Below are 15,106 nucleotides of genomic sequence, written 5' to 3' on the forward strand. Positions count from 1 at the left end.
CAGTGCACAAAGCCTTGCGGTGATCGATGTTAGGCAGTGGTGGCCATGGGGGCCACTGGTTCGACCAACGATTCGGGACGAGTTGGGGATGTGGTGCCGTCGGGCGGTCTCCGCCCGGCCGTGCCCGCCGTCGGCCTCAGCCGCCGCGTACGTCCCGCTGGTGCGTCAGCTGGCGGCGGAGTTCGGCGGGGAGCGGGTGGTGCGGGCCGTAGGAGCGCTCGGTGTCGTACAGCAGGGCCTGCAGCTGGGCACGGCCGGCGGTGTGGTCGCCGACCGCGAGCAGCAGCAGCCCGATGCGGTGGCGGATGTCGAAGGCCCGGCCGGGGTCGGTGGCGACGGCTCCGTAGACGTTCTCGTAGTACGGAAGGACCGCGCGGTACTCGTTGAGCGCCGCGGCCGTCTCGCCCAGCTGCTCCAGGCACTGGGCGGCGTCGTAGCGGTACTGGAGCGTCTGCGGGTCGCCGGGGCCGGCTTCGGCGGTGCGGTCGTCGGCGAGGCGCCGCAGTTCGGGCAGGGCCCGGCGGTACTGGCCGTCGTCCATCAGCGTCGCCGCGTACTGCTTGCGCAGGATGCGGACGACGGGTGAGCGCTCGCCGTGCTCGGCGGCGGCGGTCGGCAGGATCGAGCCGAGGATGTCCACGGCCTGGGTGATCCGGCCCTCGCCGAGGAGCTGCTTGACCTCGTCGACGGCGCGCGCCACGTCCGCCCGGCCGGACGCCGGGCGCTGGGTGGGTACGGGCGGCGGGCCGAAGCCGGTGGCCGGCGCGGGAGCGGGGGCGGTGGCCCGGTCGGGCCAGGGGGCGTGCGGGCGGAGGAACGGCCGGGTCGGGTCGAGCGGTCCGGCGGGCGAACCGTGCGCCGGCAGCAGCGGGGCGAGGGCCTCGTACACCTCCTGGGCGGAGCCGGGACGGGCCTGCGGGTCCTTGGCGAGCAGCCGCAGGACGAGGGCCTCCAGCTGCTCGGGCACGTCGGCCCTCAGGTTGCGGACCGGCAGCGGGGGTTCGTAGAGGTGGCGGTGGAGCACGCCGAGGGCGGTGGACCCGGAGAACGGCACGTCCCCGCTGAGCAGCTCGTGCAGCAGCACGCCGAGTGCGTACAGGTCGGTGTACGGGCCGACCGCGCCGCCCATCGCCTGCTCGGGCGCCATGTAGGCCGGAGAGCCGATCGGCGAACCGGTGTGGGTGAGCCGGGTGGTGTCGGTGTCCAGTACGGAGGCGACGCCGAGGTCGAGCACGGTGACGGTGCCGTCGGGGCGGACCATGACGTTGCGGGGCTTGAGGTCGCGGTGGACGATCGGCACCGCGTGCACGGCGCTGAGCACCGCGCAGAGCTGGGCGGCGACCGCGACGGCCCAGGGCCACGGGTAGGGGTCGTGCTCGGCGAGGTGGTCGGCGAGGTCGGAGCCCTCGACGTACTGCATGACGAGGAAGAGGTCGTCGCCGTCGCCCCCGGCGTCGTGGACGGTGACGAGTCCGGGGTGGTCGACCTGCGCGGTCACCCGGCACTCCCGGGCGAACCTGCGGCGCATCTCCTCGGCTTCCTCCCGGCCGCCGGGCACGCCCATCCGGTCGGGACGCAACAGCTTCACCGCGACCCGGCGGTCGAGCCGCTGGTCGTACGCCGTCCAGACCTGGCCCATCCCTCCCTGGCCGAGGATCGCCGCGAGTGCGTACCGTCCGGCGACGACGCGTCCGCTCACCGGCCCTCACCTTCCTTGCGCAGGTAGTCGCTCAGCTCGTCCAGCTCGGCGCGGACCTGGTCGAGCCGCTGGGGCGGGCCGGGGCGCCGCGGGGGCGGGGTGGGCTGCGGCTGTGGCTGCGGCTGCGGCTGGGGCTGCGGCTGCGGCTGGGGCTGCGGCGGGACGGCTCGGTAGGGCGCGGCGGGGCCCTGCGGGTGCGGGGTGACGGGCGGTGCGCCGTAGGGGGGCGTCTGCTGCCGGGGGGTGGCCGGCGGGTAGCCGTACCCCTGGACGGGGCCGGCGGACGGGTAGCCGGGGGTGGCCCGCGCGCGGGCCGCGAGGGCCCCGGGGCCGTTCGGGCCGAAGTGCCGGATGTCGGTGAAGAGGTAGTACCAGGTGACGCCGCCGAGGAGGGCCAGGATCCAGCCGATCAGGGCGAACGCCTGGTTGTCCGTCATCTCGTCCTCGGCGCTGGGGAGCACGTCCAGGTAGACGCCGAGTCCCACGGTGAGCACGACGGACAGGACGAACAGCCCCCAGTCGCGCGGTCGCCGGGTGACGATCGCCAGCCGCAGCATCGCCGTCCAGGCCAGGAAGCCGCAACTCAGCACGGTCAGTGCCACGAAGACCACGCGCAGGACCGTCAGCGTCGCCGAGGACGGGCGCGCCGGGGGAAGCTCCGGCGGATAGCCGTAGCCGTGCATGTGCCGCTCCCGGGAGGCGATGGGCGGATGTGTGGTGCGAGCGTATACACCCACGCGGGCAGCCGTTCCCTGGTTGTGCACAACGGACGTGACTCAGCTCACCGAGGGGGACACCGTCCCGTCCGTGAGTCCGTCGTACATGCCCTGGACCAGCAGCCCGCCGAGTCGGCCCGCCGTGCGCAACGCGTCCTCGAAGGCGGCGAGGGCGCGGAACTGCTCACCGTACCGGCGCTGTTCGTCCAGCGGGAGCCGGGGCAGCCGGATACGGCGGGCGTCGAGCCGCGAGGCGGTGGAGGCGTGGCTGCTGGCACGGCGGTTGTTGGCCGTGCCGCGCAGGAAGCCGGCGAGGAACCAGGGGTCGAGCACGCCCGGATCGGGGCGCAGCAGCTGGAGGTTGCGGCCGAGCACGGCACCGGCGGTGGCCTCGTCCACGACGCGGACGACCGAGCCGCCGCCGAGCACGGGGACGACGACGTCGCCCGTGCGCAGGACGACCGCGTCGTCGGCGGCCCCCGCCGCACCGGCGGCGCTCGTGGAGGCGGGCCCGGTCGCGAGGAAGGCGAGGGTCTCGGACTCCTGGGCGGGGCCGGCGGGTGCGCCGCTGGGCGGGGTGTTGCCGAGGACGTCGTGTTCGGTGAGGACGGGCCCCCGGCCCCCTCCGGAGCCGCCGACGCTGAGCCGGAGTGCGCCCGCGCGGGCGAGTTCACCGAGGGTGGTGAACGGCCGGGAGGCGGGATCGGCGAGGTCGGCGGAGGGCGGGGTCAGCCGGAGGGTGAGCCGCAGCTCGTCGGTCAACCTGTCCCGTACGTCGGCGAGTTCGGCCGCGCCCCCGGCGGTGGCGGGCCGGGGCAGGTGGCGTGCGGGGGTGAGGTCGACATCGTCGTCGAGGAGGTCGATGACGGGCACGGCCCGGCTCGCCCCCGAGCCGGGCGGGACGGTGGCGGCGGTATCGCCGGTCCGCAGGGTGCCGGGCGCGGCGGGGGCGCCGGGTCCGCGATCGGTGGTGGCGAACGCGCGCCAGGCGTCCAGGACCGTACGCCGGACGGCGGGCCAGTCGATCCGCTCGCGGCCGCTTCCCGCGAGGCTCCCGGTGCTGCCGCCTCCGGCGGCGCCGGTCGCGCCCGCCGCCGGGTCGGGGGACTCGGCCGTGTCGACGAGGAGGAGCTCGGGCGTGGGCTGCACACCGTGGTCCGGCTTGCGCAGAATCCACAGGTGCAGCGGGATGCCGTACGGCGGGGCGGCTCCGGCGGGCAGCGCGACGACGGCCCGCAGTGCGCCGCGGCGCAGCAGGTCGGCGCGGATGCGGCGGCCTGAACGGCGGGAGACCGCGGCCGGCGGCATCAGCAGCACGGCGGTGCCGCCGGGTCGCAGCCGGGCCAGCGCGTGCTGGACCCAGGCGAGCTCGGACTCGGCACGGGCCGGATATCCGTACTCCCACCGGGGGTCGTAGGCCAACTCGTCGTGGCCCCAGTTGCGTTCGTTGAACGGCGGGTGGCAGAGCACCACGTCGGCCGCCAGCTTCGGGAAGGCGTCGGCGCGCAGGGTGTCCCCCGTACGCACCGCCGGCTCCGGCGCCTCGGGGGCGCCGGCCCCCAGGGCGAGGCGGAGCGCGGTGAGCGCCGCGAGGTCGGGGTCGGCCTCCTGCGCGTGGAGGGCTGCGGGCCGGCCGACGGCCCGCAGCAGCGCACCGGTCCCGGACGCGGGGTCCAGGACGACGGGGGCGGGCGCCTTCCCGGACGCGCGGCCGGGTCCCTGGCGCTGGAGGGCGAGGTCGGCCATGAGCGCGGCCAGCTCGGGCGGAGTGAGCGTGTACTGACGCGGATTGGCGTCCAGTTGGCGGCCGAACAGGAACTCGAAGGCCTGTCCCGCCCCGGACTCCGCCGCCAGCGCGGCGGCCCCGCGCAGCAGCGGCACGGACGGCCGCAGCACCTCCGTCCCGGGCACCCGGACGGCCGCCGCCCCGGCACCCCCGGCCGGAGCCTGGGGCCCGAACCGGGCTTCGAGTACGGGAGCGAGGGCGTCGGGCAGCAGACGGGCGACGCGTTCGTCCGATACCGCAACCAACTCCAGCCAGTCGGTGGGCCGGTCGCGCACCAGCAGCAGGGCACAGCCCACGTGGATCAAGGCGGTGACGGCACCGGCCGGATGGCCGGAGAGCTGCTGCCAGACGCGCTCCCGGAGGGGCACCTCGGCCAGCTTCCCCTGGCCCCGGAGCCACTCCTCGACGTCGGCGAGCGCGAAGGAGGGGCTGGTCTCCGTACCGCCGACCGGCTTGGGGAAGTCCGCGTGACGACGGCGCCAGTTGCTGACGGCGGCCCGTCCGACGCCGGCCAGGCGGGCGATCCCGGCAGCGGTCACCTCAGAGGCGTTCTCCGGCACTGTGCTGTCTCCCTGGTCCGAACCGTCAACCGTTCGCGCCACCGTCCGCGCTGTGCAGGCGAGCATACCGACGCGCACCGCACCGCTCGATTCACAGGCAGGTTTCCGTTGTTCACAGAAGTCTTGGTTGACTCGGTTCACAGGCTCTGCTGTGATGGGGCTGTGCCCGCACCGGTGGAGTCCATCGGTGCGAAAGGTCCGGAGAAACCCGCCTGCCCGGGTACCGCCGGGCGTCGGTGCCCCCTTTCTTTCCCGTCCCCCTCTTCTTTCTGACTTCTCCTGGAGTACCGCCATGCGCCGAGTCGCGCGTACCGCAGCTGCCGCCGTCTGCACCCTCTCCGTGCTCACCCTTGCCGCCTGCGGCAGCGAGGGGGGCGACACCGCCACGGACGCGAAGAAGGGCGGCGCCGCCTCCTCGGCCGCCCCGGCGGAGAAGGAGCCGTTCGCGGACATGTCGGGCCCCGACATCGTCAGCGCGGCGTTCAAGAACATCCACAAGGCGACCTCCCTGCGCCTCTCGGTGGACATGCGGTCGACCGACGCCCCCCTGAAGGCCGATTTCTCCACCACCGTCGACGGCGCCCGGTGCACCGGCACGACGGACATGGGAGCCGGCGGCTCGATGTCCATCATCAAGATCGCCGAGACCGTCTACATGAAGCTCGACGAGACGATGCTGCGCGCTCAGTCCGAGGGCGAGTCCGAGGCGGACATACAGGCCACGGTGGACATGGTCGCCGACCACTGGATGGCCGAGAAGGCTTCCGACCCGGACACCAAGGACATGATCGGGTTCTGTGACCTGAAGTCGCTCCTCTCGGAGTTCGAGGAAGGCGACACCGAGGCGAAGAAGGCGGGCACGACGACCTTCGACGGCACTCCCGCCCTCCGCCTGACCGAGAAGGACGGCGAGGAGACCTACTCGGTCCTGGTCTCCACGAAGGGCGACCCGCAGCTCCTCCAGATCACCACCACCGGCGGCGACGAGCCGATGACGATGACCTTCTCCGACCTCGACAAGCCCGTCGTGGCGGAGAAGCCGGCCGCGAAGGACATGGTCGACCTCGGCTGAGCCGGGGTCCGTCGGCCGGGCATCCGGGCATCCGGGCATCCGGGCATCCGGGCATCCGGGCATCCGGGCATCCGGGCATCCGGGCATCGAAAACGGCCCGGCGCGCTCGGGGGGACGCGCCGGGCGGGGGCGGGCGTCGGGGGGCGCCCGAACGGGGGAGGCGGACAGCGTCGGGGCCGGGGGGCTCGGCGCTGTCCGTTCACCCGGGGCCGCGCCCCCCACTCCCGCCGTCACCGAGTCGCCCCTGCACCCTGCCGGCGGCCCTCACCGACAGTCCCGCCCTCGTCCTGGGCCCGTGTGCCGACCTGCTCGCCTGGAATCCGCTCGGCGGAGCCCTGCTGAACGGACCCGGCAACCGTCTCCCGCACGAGCCCAATCCGCTCTGGCAGGTCTTCTGCTGCCCCTACGGCGACCGTCTGCCCGGCGATCGCGCACCCGGCATCTCGGTCGGCGCCGACCTGGTCGCGGCGCTGCGCGCACACCACGCCGACCACCCGACCGACCCGGATCTGGCACGGCTGGTCGCAGGTCTGTCGGCATCGAGTGCCGCGTTCGGGGCGCTCCGGCCCGAACGCCGGGCCTCCGCCGTCCGCGAGGGCACCCTCCACATCCCGCACCCCGCCCTGGCCCCGGACGCCCCTTTCGGCTGCACCGTCCTCGCGTTGCCCGACCCGGGACAGCACCTTTTCGTGTTCCTCCGCCCGGCCCGTACCGGCGGCGGCAAGGCCTTCCGCGGTCTGGCCGCCGCGGTGGACGTGGACGCCGGGGCTGCCGCGCCGGAGCGTTCGGCCGCTGGGGTCCGAGCCGTCAGCCCGCGCACTGCCTCAGCATCATCGCCTTGTCGGCCGTGGTCACCGGCAGTTGGTACTTGAGCGAGACCTGGGCGAAGCGGAGCGCGTAGGAGCAGCGGATCGGCTTGTAGGGCGGCAGCCAGGCGGCGGGCCCGGAGTCGCTCTTGGAACCGTTGGTGGGGCCGTCGACGGGGATGAGGTTGAGCGGGTCGTTGGCGATCTGCTGGCGTTTGGCGTCGCTCCAGCGCGAGGCGCCCATCTGCCAGTCGTAGGAAAGGGGCATCACATGGTCGATCTGGATCTTCGTGGCCTTCGTCTTGGTCCACGCGATCGTCGTGCCGGTGTACGGGTCCTTGAGCGTCAGCGAGGCCACCACGCAGTCCGATCCGCTGCGGAAGCGCACCTCCTGGCCGTCCCGCTTGAGCAGGTCGTTGCGGGTGTCGCAGCCGTTGCGGGCCAGCGCTATGCCGTTCACCGTGTCCTTCCACGCCGAGCCGAACTCGTCGCGGTCGTAACCGGTCTTGGGCCCGCGCCCCTTGGTGAGTACCTTCTCGATGACCTTCCGCGCCTCGGCCCGGTCCGCGCCGGTGGTCAGCGGTGCCAGGCCGGGCTTCGTTCCGTCGGGGTTGTCCAGCGGGCTCGCGCCGAAGCCCTCGGTGGACCGCGCGCCGTCGTTCGCCCCGGCGCCCGGGGTGCCTTCCGGGGCCGCGAGGTCGTCGGGGTCGCAGCCGGCGAGGGCCAGTACGGCGGCCGCGCTCAGGGCGGGCAGCGCGACGCGGTACGAACGGAGAGATATCACTGGCAGCCGTCCTGACGGGAGAGAGCCGAACCCGGGAATCCTACGGACGTCTTCCCCGTCGGCCGCCATTCATGGCGTACGGGGCTCCGGGTGACGGTCGCTCAGCCGGACGGCGGGCGCCTCAGCGCCGGCGCCTCCCCCGCGTCCGGGCGCAGGCGACGCAGCGGGTCGCCTCCGGCCGTATCTCCAGGCGGGCGGCCAGAATCGGCTCGCCGCAGCTCTCGCACCGCCCGTAGTCGCCGTGGTCCAGCCGTTCCCGCGCACGGTCCAGCTCCGCCAGCTGTTCACCGGCCCGCGCGAGGAGGGCGGCCACGTGGGCCCGTTCGAACGCGGTACTGGAGCCCTCCGGGTCGTGCTCGTCGTCGACGGCCACCAGGGCGTTCGCCTCGACGATCCCCTCGAAGTCGCGTCGCAGCGCTTCGATCCGCGCGTTCGTGGAGGCGCGTTCTGCGGCGATGCGCTCGCGCACGGCGCCCGGTCCGGGCGACTCGGGAAGCCGGTCGTCGGACCGGGCGGGGCCGGCCCGGGACGGCCCGGTAAGGCCGCCCCCGGACCGGGCGGGGCCGGCCCCAGGGAGGGGGACGGATGCGGACTTACCACTCATACGTAGCGGAACGCGGAACTCCGGTCACGCATTCCGGCGCGCGCACCGGCCGGAACGGCCGACGCCCTCACCACCCGGCTCCCCGCCCCATGCCCACCTGCCCCCAGCCCCCCAGCCCTCAGCCCCGGCACCGCTCCCGGCATGCGGGCCGGTATGCGGCCCCGGCCGCGGGACTGCGCGCGGGCCGGTGTGCGGGTCGGCGCCTCACACCTTGCCGATGCCGAGCGTGTTCTCGGCCGGCAGCAGTCCGGAGCCGATCACCTCCAGCCACGGGGTACCCAGAAGCTCCGCCAGCCGGGCCCGGTCCGCCTCGCCGAGCGCCCGCCACGGTCCGGCGGCCCGCTCGTCGGTGCTCCGCTCCACCTCCGTGCGCAGCGCCCGGCCCGCCTCCGTCGCCGTACCGTCCTCGCCCAGCAGACCCCGGCCCGCCAGCCGCTCCCCGGCGGCCGTCCACTCCCGCTCGCTCCATCCCCGGCTCGCGAACACCGCTACGGGGGCGGCCCCCACGGCGGCGAACGAGACCAGCGCTTCGACGGGGTCGAGTCCGGCCTCCCGGAGTGCGGCGAGGTGGCCGTCGCCGCGGTGCTCCCGCAGGATCGTGGCCGCCTGCCAGAGGACGAGGTGCGGGGCGTCCGGCCAGGGAAGCGCCGAGTTGGCGGCGCCGAGGGACAGCCCGGTCACCGGACGGGCCGCGTCGGCGGTGACCGCCTCGGCGGCGCGGCGGGCCAGCGCCGCCGCCTCGGCCGCCTCGGGCCCGTCGGTCCAGGCTCCGAGCAGCGCCCGGTACGCCCGGTCCACCGCGCGGACCCGCGCGGCGAGCACTGCCTCCGGGCCGGCCGTGGCCCAGATGCCGGGGACGTACCCGCGCACCATCGCGGAGCTGAAGCTGTAGAACGCTTCGGTGACGTACTCCGCCGTGGGGCCGCCCCCTCCGGACGCCCCGGCCGGGGCCGCGCGCCAGGCGAAATAGCTCGGCCAGCGTTCCTCGACGTCGTACCCGAGGGCGGCGGCCTCCTCGTACGCCTCCGGGGCGTAGTAGAGAACGGCGTGCAAGGGCTCCAACAGGTGCCACATCTGCCGGACGCGCCCCAGTTCCTCGGACATGCTCCTACCTCCGCGATCGATCGACTCGCCATCTAGTCACTGCCTAGATGCTCGGCCGCCAGCGTGCACCCCCTCCCCGAACTTGTCAATGACTAGATGCGGCGTACGGTACGTACATGAGCACCGACCGGGACGCGAGCCGCGACCAGACCTCGTACCACCACGGCGACCTGCGCCGGACGATCCTGGCGGCGGCCGTGGACGTCATCGCGGCAGAGGGGTCGGCCGCCCTCAGCCTGCGCGACCTGGCCCGCCGCGCCGGGGTCTCGCACGCCGCGCCCGCGCACCACTTCAAGGACCGCACGGGCCTGCTGACCGCCGTGGCGACGGAGGCGTACACGCTCTTCGCGGACTCCCTCTCCGAGGTCACCGACTTCAGGGAACAGGGCGCGCGGTACGTCCGGTTCGCCGCCGACCACCCGGCGCACTTCCAGGTGATGTTCCAGCCCGGCCTCTACCGCGGCGACGACCCCGCCCTGGCCGCCGCCCGGGAACGGGCCGCCCGCGTCCTGCGCGAGGGCGTCGCCGGCCTGACGACCGACGGTTCCGGGGCCGACGCCGGGGACGCCCGTCGGACGGGGGTGGCCGCCTGGTCCCTGGCCCACGGCTTCGCCGCGCTGCTGCTGAGCCACAACCTGACGGACTTCCTGGGCGGCCGCGACCCCGAGGAGGCGTTCCTCTCCGTCGCGGAGGCGGTCTTCGGGAGCTGAAGAGCCGGCGGAAGGCCCGGCACCGCGGCACCCGGAAGGCCGGTGCTTGGATTCAGCACGGCGGAGGACTACGCCCTCTCGGACGGCGTCGAGACCCTCCCGCTCCGCCCCGCCGCACCGGGCGCCCTCGACGGCCTCGGCCGGCGCCTGCACGACATGGCGCTGACGGACGGCCACGCGGAGGTGGCGGACGCTCTGACGTATGCCTGGGGAGAGGCGGCCTGCCCCTCCTGCGGGGCGCACTTCTCCGTCAACGGGCAGATCATCGCCCGTCGGGCTGAGGCACCCGGACCGCCGCCCGTACGGGCTGGGGCACCGGTCGCCCTCAGCCATGCGGGTTCGGCGTTCGGATCGGGCCCGTCCGGCGCGGGCCTGCCGGCCGGACGACTTGCGGCGGCACGCGAGATCGCCGCGGCGGGCGGGCCCATCGCCGTGAACAGCCTGCCGCCGGACGCCCCCGGGAGCCGCGACCCGCGCCCTGGCCCTGGACGCCCCGGCCAGCGGCTTCGGCACCGCGTTCCTGGTGCGCGGGGTGACGGCGGCCGGGGAGTTGACCAGCCCGCGAGTCCGGCCCGCGCGGGCCGGCACGACCCCTCCGGGCCGCGCCGGCCCGCGTCCCGTCGAGGGCCCGTCGGCCCTTCGGTACGGCTGCGGGCCGGACCCGAAGGCCCGGCCCGGTGGTTCGGCGCGGCGGTTCAGCCCGGCGGTTCGGCGCCCAGTGGCTCAACCTGGTGGTTCAGCGCGGAGGTTCAGCCGATGTCGCTCATCGCGCGGCGGATGAGGTCGGCGACCGCCCCGGGTTCGGAGACGGTGGCCGCGTGCGAGGCACCGTCGACGGTGACGATGTGGGCACCGGCCCGCTCGGCCATCCACTGCTGGGCCCGGGGCGGGATGTTGAGGTCCTGGCCGGAGACCAACGCGTACGCCTGGACGGCGTCCCAGGCCACTCGGTACGCGGTCTCCTCCAGGGCTCTGGTGGAGACGGGCCGCTGGGTGGCCGCCATGACGAGAGCGGTTGCGGCGGGAACGTCGGCGGCGAACTGCTGGTGGAACAGGTCCTGCCTGATGGTGAGTTCGGTGCCGCTGCCCCCGTCGGGCAGGGGGTAGGCGGAAGGTTCCACGGTGTCGCCCAGCGTGCTTCCGGGGAACTTCGCGGCCAGTTCACCCGCGCTCTCGCCCTGGTCCGGGATGAAGGCGGCGACGTAGACCAGCGCCTTGACCTCGGGGTTCCCGGTGGCGGCCTCGCTGATCACGGAACCGCCGTAGGAGTGGCCGGCCAGGACCACAGGGCCCTCGATGGTCGCCAGTACGCCCCGCAGGTAGGCGGCATCGTCGTGCAGGCCGCGCAGGGGGTTGGCCACGGCGACGACCGGGTTGCCGTCCTGGCGCAGCCGCTGGACGACGCCCGACCAACTGGAAGCGTCGGCGAACGCGCCATGGACGAGTACGACGGTCGGACGGGCCGTTCCTGCCTGGTGCGAGAGGGTGCCGGTGGTGATTCCGCTGGACACGGGAGCTCCTGGAGAAAGGGGTGGGGCGAGCAGGGAACGGGGCGGGGTGGTGCGGGTCAGGCGGTGTGCAGGGCGGTGCGCAGAGCGTCGACGGCCTGACGGATGGCGGCCTCGGCGGCGTGGGTCCCGCGCAGGGCGTCGAGCATCACGAAGTCGTGGATGACGCCCTGGTAGCGGGCTGCGGTGACCGGCACACCGGCCTCGCGCAGCTTGTTCGCGTACGCCTCGCCCTCGTCGCGCAGGACGTCGGCCTCGGCGGTGATCACCAGGGCCGGGGGCAGGCCGGTGAGCTGTTCGGTGGTGGCACGCAGCGGGGACGCGGTGATCCGGGCGCGCTCGGCTTCGTCGGTCGTGTACTGGTCCCAGAACCACTGCATGCCGTCGCGGCGCAGGAAGTAGCCGGTGGCGAACTGGTGGTAGGAGCCGGTGTCGAAGGCGGCGTCGGTGACCGGGTAGAAGAGGACCTGCTGGACGAGCGGGACGTCTCCGCGCTCCTTGGCCATCAGGGTCAGCGCGGCGCTCATGTTGCCGCCGACCGAGTCGCCGGCCACCGCGATCCGGGTGGCGTCCAGACCGTGGGCGGCGCCCTCGGCGACGACCCAGCGGGCCACGGCGTAGTTCTGCTCGATGGCGACGGGGTAGCGGGCTTCCGGGGAGAGGTCGTACTCGGGGAAGACGACGGCCGCTCCGGCGCCGACGGCGAGTTCGCGGACGAGGCGGTCGTGGGTGTGGGCGTTGCCGAAGACCCAGCCGGCGCCGTGGATGTAGATGATCACCGGCAGTGCGCCCTCGGCGCCCTCGGGCCGGACGATGCGGGCCCTGACCGAGCCGGTGGGCCCGCCCTGGACCGTGACCCACTCCTCGTCGATCGCGGGCTTCACGGTCTCGCCGGACTGCACCTCGTCGACGGCCTTGCGGCCTTCGGCGGGCGCCAGGTCGAAGAGGTACGGCGGATTCGCGGTGGCCTCGGCGAAGGCCGCTGCGGCGGGCTCGAGAACGGGGCGGACGGCCTGCTCGGTCATGACGTACTCCTGGGTCGGGGCGGCCCGCGCCGTGACGGCGCCGGCGGTCGGGGTGGTGATCGCGCCGGCCGGTCGACCCGGTCGGTGCTCACGAGAGAAAAAGTAGCACGCGATTAGGTCGTGCACAACTGAATCGAAAGCAAGGAAGTCGTGCTCGATCGGGTCGTTCGCGTTCTTCGGAAGTTAGGCTGGTGGTGACGATCGATGCGGCTTGAGGCCGATCGATGCGGACTGGTACGCACGGAGGAGAGAAGCCATGGGCCACGTCACGGAGCAGCCCGAGGAACAGGGCTCCCTGCTGCTGGAGGACCAGCTCTGCTTCGCCCTCTACGCGGCCTCGCGGGCGGTGACCGCCCGCTACCGGCCGCTGCTGGACGAACTCGGTCTGACGTATCCGCAGTACCTCGTGATGCTGGCGCTCTGGGAGCGGAACGGCATGAGCGTCCGGGAGCTCGGTGCCGCTCTCCACCTGGAGTCCAGCACCCTCTCGCCACTGCTGAAGCGCTTGGAGGCGGCCGGACTGATCCGCCGCGAACGCCGCCCCGACGACGAACGCTCGGTCGCCGTCCACCTCACCGGGGCGGGCGGGGATCTACGGGAGAAGGCCCTCAGCGTCCCCGTGTCCATCGGCTCCGCCATGGGCCTGACCCCCGAGGAGCACACCACCGCCCGGCTACTGCTCCGCCGGCTGATCACCAACGTCAACGGCGAGTGAGCCCCGCCGGTGCGGCTCCGACCGGGCCTGCCGCCGGCTCGCCCGGGCCCCCCACCCGACCTGCGTCGCCGACAGAGCGGTCGGCCGAACCGTCCCGGTGATCGTCCACTTTCACAGCACGCCCTGATCCGGTGCCCGACCCCACCTTGAGCCCTGGATCTCGTCACGGCGCGGGTGGGGGCAGCACCTCACCGCCGTGGAGCAGGTACCGGTCGCCGGACTACGCGTCGCGCCACGCGTCGGTGACACAGCCCGCCTCGAAGTGCCACCACCCGTCCCGCACGCCCCGGACGAGCAGCGCCTTGACCCCGCCGAGGTCCGCGTCGGCCGGCACGGTGAAGGCGACCAGGGGGAACTCCTCGCTGAAGACCTCACCGCCCAGGCCGAACGGCGACAGCCGCTCGTGCACGGCACGAGCGCTCCGTCCCAGGGGGCCGGACGGAACGGGCAGGACCCGGACGGTGCAGTTGCCCGACGCCTCCACCCGTTCCTTCGACCGGTGGAGGCCGTCGGCGTCCGTCACGAACCGCACGACGTCACCCTCGGCCACCCCGTTCTGCAGGAAGGGGATGTTCTCGATCCGGGCGGTGTCGGCACTCAGCCGCGTTGCCCACAGCCCTTCCGTGTCGTGGGGAAGCCAGCCTTCGCGTGGCACGAAACGGAACCACACCTTGATGCGGTCGCTGTCGGCGGCGCCGGACTCGGACGGGTTCGTTGAGGTCACGGTCCAGATGATCGCGCACCGGCCCCCGCGGACCGCGCGCGGATCGGTACGCGGGCGCCCGGGTCGCCCTCAGGCCCCGGCCCGGCGTGCCACCTCGCTCTCGCGCCCGGCCCACGCGGTCACCGCCGCGCCGCCTTCCCCGTCCACGCCCACGGGCGGGTAGAAACGGCGTGCCCACCGGCGGAACGGGCCGATCGGGCCGTCGCCGTGGGCGAGTCTCGGGGGCTGGAGGTACTGCTTGTGGTTCCAGATCGGAAAGTCCGCGGCGGTGAACTCGCAGCTGGACCGGAACACCGCCCGGTCCAGCAGCCGGGCGGCGGTCCTGCTCACCGTGCGGGCGAGCGGGGCGGGCAGCCGGGACGGTTCGGTGAAGGCGATGCGGTTGCGCTGCCGGAACTGCATCCGGTGGGGTCCGACGGCGGTCGGCAGCACCATCGTGCACATCCGCAGGCCGAGCCGGGGCGTGTACACGTCGGCGTGGAGGCAGCCGAGCCCGTATCCGTCCACCTCGATCCCGACGACGAAGTCGCCGAGGAGCGGGGCCGACTCGTGGGCCCGCATGGAGACGTGGAACCCGGCATCCTCGTACACGACCGGGCCGCCCATCTCGGCACGCCGCCAGCCGTGCAGGGTGGCGAAGTGGCCGAGGTCGACGGAGTTCTCGATGACCTCCTGGACGTTCCCGCCCAGCTCCCACGCGGCCTCGCGGGCCGGGCGGTGGCCGATCTCGTGCCACGGCGGAATGAACCAGTCGGGTTCCCGGCCGTCGTGGTGGCGCCAGACGAACACGGCGCCGTTGACCTCGTGCACGGGCAGCCGCGTCAGCGGCGACCTCGGGGGCGGGGTGTCGTATCCCGTACGTACGCAGGTGCCGTCGGGCCCGAAGGCGAACTGGTGGAAGGGGCAGACGAGTTCGTCGCCGTCGACGCGCGCGAGCCCGAGGTGGGCGCCGAGGTGGGGGCAGTACGGCCTGATGGCGCGTAACCCTCCCGATCGCAACCGGTACAGCACCACGTCCTCTCCGGCGAGCGGCCGGGTCAGTACGGTGCCGGGCTTCAGCTCGGAGGCGAAGGCGAGTGCGGACCAGCCGCTCGGGTAGGGCAGGGCGGGCGTGCCCGCGAGGTCGGCAGGGGTCGGTCCCTCAGTGATGGCGCGGGTGAACGGACGGGGCAGTCCCACGAATTACCCTCTCGGGCCGAGGATCAGCGGTCGCCAGAAGGCTGCCCACCCCGCCCCGGAATCCCCGCAGCACCCCGACGGCCACCCGAACGTGGTACATACATGCAGATAGTG

14 protein-coding genes are annotated in these 15,106 nt (G+C 73.9%); 4 read left to right on the forward strand and 10 right to left on the reverse strand.

Translation table 11 applies throughout. The annotated features are described in order from the left end of the window. Positions 1–136: 136 nt before the first annotated feature. From OHT52_RS10585 to OHT52_RS10595, 3 genes are read right to left on the reverse strand one after another with little or no spacing between them, the layout of a single operon-like run. A complete protein-coding gene (locus OHT52_RS10585) occupies positions 137–1,699 on the reverse strand; it encodes a serine/threonine-protein kinase (protein WP_328719883.1) in 1,563 nt (520 codons plus the stop codon). After that, positions 1,696–2,436 carry a hypothetical protein gene (locus OHT52_RS10590; RefSeq protein WP_328719884.1) on the reverse strand — a complete coding sequence of 247 codons (741 nt, stop codon included), beginning with the start codon at positions 2,434–2,436 and terminating at the stop codon, positions 1,696–1,698. Before OHT52_RS10590 ends, OHT52_RS10585 begins: the two co-directional genes overlap by 4 nt. Positions 2,437–2,475: 39 nt before the next feature. Beyond that, positions 2,476–4,761 carry an N-6 DNA methylase gene (locus tag OHT52_RS10595; RefSeq protein ID WP_328719885.1) on the reverse strand — a complete coding sequence of 762 codons (2,286 nt, stop codon included), beginning with the start codon at positions 4,759–4,761 and terminating at the stop codon, positions 2,476–2,478. A 292-nt stretch (positions 4,762–5,053) separates the two neighbouring features. Between OHT52_RS10595 and OHT52_RS10600 the strand changes: the two genes are divergently transcribed. Then, complete coding sequence (locus tag OHT52_RS10600) at positions 5,054–5,833, forward strand: hypothetical protein (protein WP_328719886.1); 780 nt, start codon at positions 5,054–5,056, stop codon at positions 5,831–5,833. 251 nt (positions 5,834–6,084) lie between these two features. Continuing rightward, the gene (locus OHT52_RS31460) at positions 6,085–6,705 is read left to right on the forward strand and encodes an MmyB family transcriptional regulator (RefSeq protein WP_443046783.1); all 621 of its coding nucleotides are present in this window, start codon (positions 6,085–6,087) and stop codon (positions 6,703–6,705) included. Here OHT52_RS31460 and OHT52_RS10605 read toward each other — a convergent pair. The 3 genes from OHT52_RS10605 to OHT52_RS10615 all read right to left on the reverse strand — a co-directional run bounded on the left by OHT52_RS10605 (position 6,641) and on the right by OHT52_RS10615 (position 9,131). Next, entirely contained in the window at positions 6,641–7,423 is a 783-nt protein-coding gene (locus tag OHT52_RS10605) for an HNH endonuclease family protein (RefSeq protein ID WP_328719887.1), read from the reverse strand. The genes OHT52_RS31460 and OHT52_RS10605 overlap by 65 nt on opposite strands. 121 nt (positions 7,424–7,544) lie before the next feature. Then, positions 7,545–7,892: a TraR/DksA family transcriptional regulator gene (locus OHT52_RS10610; protein WP_328719888.1), complete on the reverse strand. Its 348-nt coding sequence runs from the start codon at positions 7,890–7,892 to the stop codon at positions 7,545–7,547. A gap of 339 nt (positions 7,893–8,231) precedes the next feature. Then, the gene (locus OHT52_RS10615) at positions 8,232–9,131 is read right to left on the reverse strand and encodes an SCO6745 family protein (RefSeq protein ID WP_328719889.1); all 900 of its coding nucleotides are present in this window, start codon (positions 9,129–9,131) and stop codon (positions 8,232–8,234) included. Positions 9,132–9,247: 116 nt separating this feature from the next. Here OHT52_RS10615 and OHT52_RS10620 point away from each other — a divergent pair, with 116 nt between their 5' ends. Next, a complete protein-coding gene (locus OHT52_RS10620; RefSeq protein ID WP_328719890.1) occupies positions 9,248–9,841 on the forward strand; it encodes a TetR/AcrR family transcriptional regulator in 594 nt (197 codons plus the stop codon). A 749-nt stretch (positions 9,842–10,590) separates the two neighbouring features. Here the strand turns inward: OHT52_RS10620 and OHT52_RS10625 are convergent. After that, complete coding sequence (locus tag OHT52_RS10625; RefSeq protein WP_328719891.1) at positions 10,591–11,352, reverse strand: alpha/beta fold hydrolase; 762 nt, start codon at positions 11,350–11,352, stop codon at positions 10,591–10,593. A gap of 56 nt (positions 11,353–11,408) precedes the next feature. Then, positions 11,409–12,374: an alpha/beta hydrolase gene (locus tag OHT52_RS10630; RefSeq protein ID WP_328719892.1), complete on the reverse strand. Its 966-nt coding sequence runs from the start codon at positions 12,372–12,374 to the stop codon at positions 11,409–11,411. Positions 12,375–12,630: 256 nt separating this feature from the next. On the opposite strand from OHT52_RS10630, the gene OHT52_RS10635 reads away from it, so the two are divergent. Beyond that, complete coding sequence (locus OHT52_RS10635) at positions 12,631–13,089, forward strand: MarR family winged helix-turn-helix transcriptional regulator (protein WP_328719893.1); 459 nt, start codon at positions 12,631–12,633, stop codon at positions 13,087–13,089. A 220-nt stretch (positions 13,090–13,309) separates the two neighbouring features. Here OHT52_RS10635 and OHT52_RS10640 read toward each other — a convergent pair whose 3' ends face one another. Together OHT52_RS10640 and OHT52_RS10645 are read right to left on the reverse strand one after the other, a co-directional pair. After that, a complete protein-coding gene (locus OHT52_RS10640; protein WP_328719894.1) occupies positions 13,310–13,813 on the reverse strand; it encodes a DUF4265 domain-containing protein in 504 nt (167 codons plus the stop codon). Between the two features lie 69 nt (positions 13,814–13,882). Continuing rightward, on the reverse strand, positions 13,883–14,992 hold the full coding sequence (locus OHT52_RS10645; RefSeq protein WP_328719895.1) for a Rieske 2Fe-2S domain-containing protein: 1,110 nt from the start codon (positions 14,990–14,992) through the stop codon (positions 13,883–13,885). Between the last annotated feature and the right edge of the window lie 114 nt (positions 14,993–15,106).

This window comes from Streptomyces sp. NBC_00247 (assembly GCF_036188265.1).
Lineage (GTDB): Bacteria > Actinomycetota > Actinomycetes > Streptomycetales > Streptomycetaceae > Streptomyces.

What these genes read in the sequence shown, in the direction of transcription:
- OHT52_RS10600 (WP_328719886.1), top strand. Translation starts at nt 5,054, where the DNA reads ATGCGCCGAGTCGCGCGTACCGCAGCTGCCGCCGTCTGCACCCTCTCC.
- OHT52_RS10615 (WP_328719889.1), bottom strand. Translation starts at nt 9,131, where the DNA reads ATGTCCGAGGAACTGGGGCGCGTCCGGCAGATGTGGCACCTGTTGGAG.
- OHT52_RS10620 (WP_328719890.1), top strand. Translation starts at nt 9,248, where the DNA reads ATGAGCACCGACCGGGACGCGAGCCGCGACCAGACCTCGTACCACCAC.
- OHT52_RS10630 (WP_328719892.1), bottom strand. Translation starts at nt 12,374, where the DNA reads ATGACCGAGCAGGCCGTCCGCCCCGTTCTCGAGCCCGCCGCAGCGGCC.
- OHT52_RS10635 (WP_328719893.1), top strand. Translation starts at nt 12,631, where the DNA reads ATGGGCCACGTCACGGAGCAGCCCGAGGAACAGGGCTCCCTGCTGCTG.